The organism is Streptomyces sp. NPDC059909 (genome assembly GCF_042730885.1).
Lineage (GTDB): Bacteria > Actinomycetota > Actinomycetes > Streptomycetales > Streptomycetaceae > Streptomyces.
In genome coordinates, this window is sequence record NZ_JBHWKX010000197.1 from 1 (window position 1) to 1986 (window position 1986).

Consider the following 1986-nt stretch of genomic DNA (forward strand, 5'->3'; position numbering starts at 1 on the left):
CCTGCGTTCCGCGTAATTCAGCGTCCTAGAGTCACTAATCTGGGGTCTGACCTGCGCGGACATGGGTGAGGGCGCCTGAGAGGCGTTTCTCTAGGCGCTGGTGTTCGTGCTGGTCAGCGGGGTGCGGGTTCGAGGGCGATGATCTGCTTCGGTGCGGGGATGCCGAGCTTGGCCAGGAGGTCGGTCTGGGGCTTGGTGAGAGTGGTGACTTGCCGGAACAGGCCGGTGGGGCCGGTGAAGGTGCCGAGGTGGAGTCGGTCGACCTCACGGCGGACGGTCGTCCAGGTCGCGCCGGCGGTGGTCTCGATGATGCGGATCAGTAGGAGGGCGAGCCAGCAGAGGACGACGTGTGCGCGTATGCGTTCCTCGAGCCGGTGGTAGACGGGCCGCAGGTCGATGATCTGCTTCATGTCCCGCCAGCCTCGCTCGACTTCGAGGAGCTGCTTGTAGCCGAGCGCGATGTCCTCCGCGGACAGGTCCGGGTCGGAGCATCGCAGCAGGTACTTGCCGTCGAGGTTCTCCTCGGCCTTGATCTTCGCGGTGTCGATGCGGAGCTTGCCGGCCGGGGTGGTGCGGAGGTAGCGGTTGAGGCCGGGCTTGTCGGCGATCTTGCCGCGGAGCTCGCCACGCTTGAAGTCGCTGAGCTTGTCGGTGTCTTCGATCAGGGTCGTGAGCTGGGAGACGAGCTGTTCGCGTATGTGCTGGTCACGGGTGGCGGCTTCGTGGTTGTGGCAGATCACGAACCGTTCGGTGTCACAGATCCGCACCTCCTTGACGCGTATGTTCCCGGCGATCTCGCCGTAGCGGCCCTGGCGGGACAGGGCGGCCTTCACCTCCGGGCTGCCGGAGCGGAGTTTCTCGCCGACGATGTAGGCATGGTCGCCCTGGCGGAGGTAGCGGCGGTTGCGTTCGCTGGAGAATCCCCGGTCGGTGACCCACACGATCTTGCTGAGGGTCCAGTCCCGCATGTCGTCCTTGACCTGCCGGATCAGCTTCTGGTCACCGGTGTTGCCGGGCCAGGACCAGACACGGACCGGGATCCCGTCCCTCGTGACGGCCATCCCGATCACGATCTGCGGCAGGTCATCGCGGGAGTCCTTCGACTTGCCGAAGGTGCGGAACCCGGCCTGATCCGCGCTCTCGCCGTCCTCTTCAGCGGGTGGGCGGTCGTCCGTCAGGAGGCGGCCCTTGTCGTCGCGGGCGACGGGTTCGTCGGCCTCCTCCAGCTCGAAGTAGGTGCTGGTGGTGTCGAAGAACAGCAGGTCGACCTCGAGGTTGAGGAGGTTCGCGACCTCGTCGAACACCCGCTTCTCCAGGTCGTCGGTCACCTCGTGGAGCCAGTCCATCGCCCGGTAGCAGGCGTCGTCGTCGGTGGCCGGCAGGCCCTCGACATGCACGTCGTGCGTGACCCAGTCCGCGGCAGCCAGCTTGGACGACGGAGCCAGGGCCCGGTTCGCAACCAGGGAGAACAGCACTCGCTCGGTCACCGACATGTCCCGGCGCCGGCCCCGCTTGGGCTGCCCCACCTGCCCCACGATCCTGTCGATCCTCAGCCGCCGCCAGAGATGATCGAGGGCATAGGTGCCGCCGAACGGGACCGACGAGACGAACTCCAGGTCACCCGTCGCCGTCGACGCCAGTGCCTCACCCGGCTCCAGCAGCCTCGATAGAGACGCGACCAGGCGCTTCACCGCGTCCCGGTCGAGGTCGTCCTCACGGCCGAACGTGAACAGGACCTTCGGGACCGCCCGGCCCTTCACCGGATCCCACTCGTTGTGGGCCAGGTGCAGGTACCGGACCGTGCCGGACTTGTTCTCCCGCTTCGTCGTCTTCACATACACGACTCCAGACCCTACGGAGCAACTCCAGGTCAACGCAGGCGAATCCGCAAAATCGCGTCTCTAGGCAAATCCGCCCGCGTCACCAGCCCTCAACCCGCTGACCTGCACCTTCAGCCCGGGATGGACTCCAGACCCCCCGAATTAC

At 66.4% G+C, this 1986-nt stretch carries 1 protein-coding gene; it reads right to left on the reverse strand.

Going from position 1 to position 1986, the window contains the following annotated elements; translation table 11 throughout:
- Positions 1 to 113: 113 nt before the first annotated feature.
- Positions 114 to 1835, reverse strand: a complete 1722-nt coding sequence (locus tag ACFV9O_RS40130) for an IS1634 family transposase (protein ID WP_385427986.1) — start codon at positions 1833 to 1835, stop codon at positions 114 to 116.
- Positions 1836 to 1986: the final 151 nt, after the last annotated feature.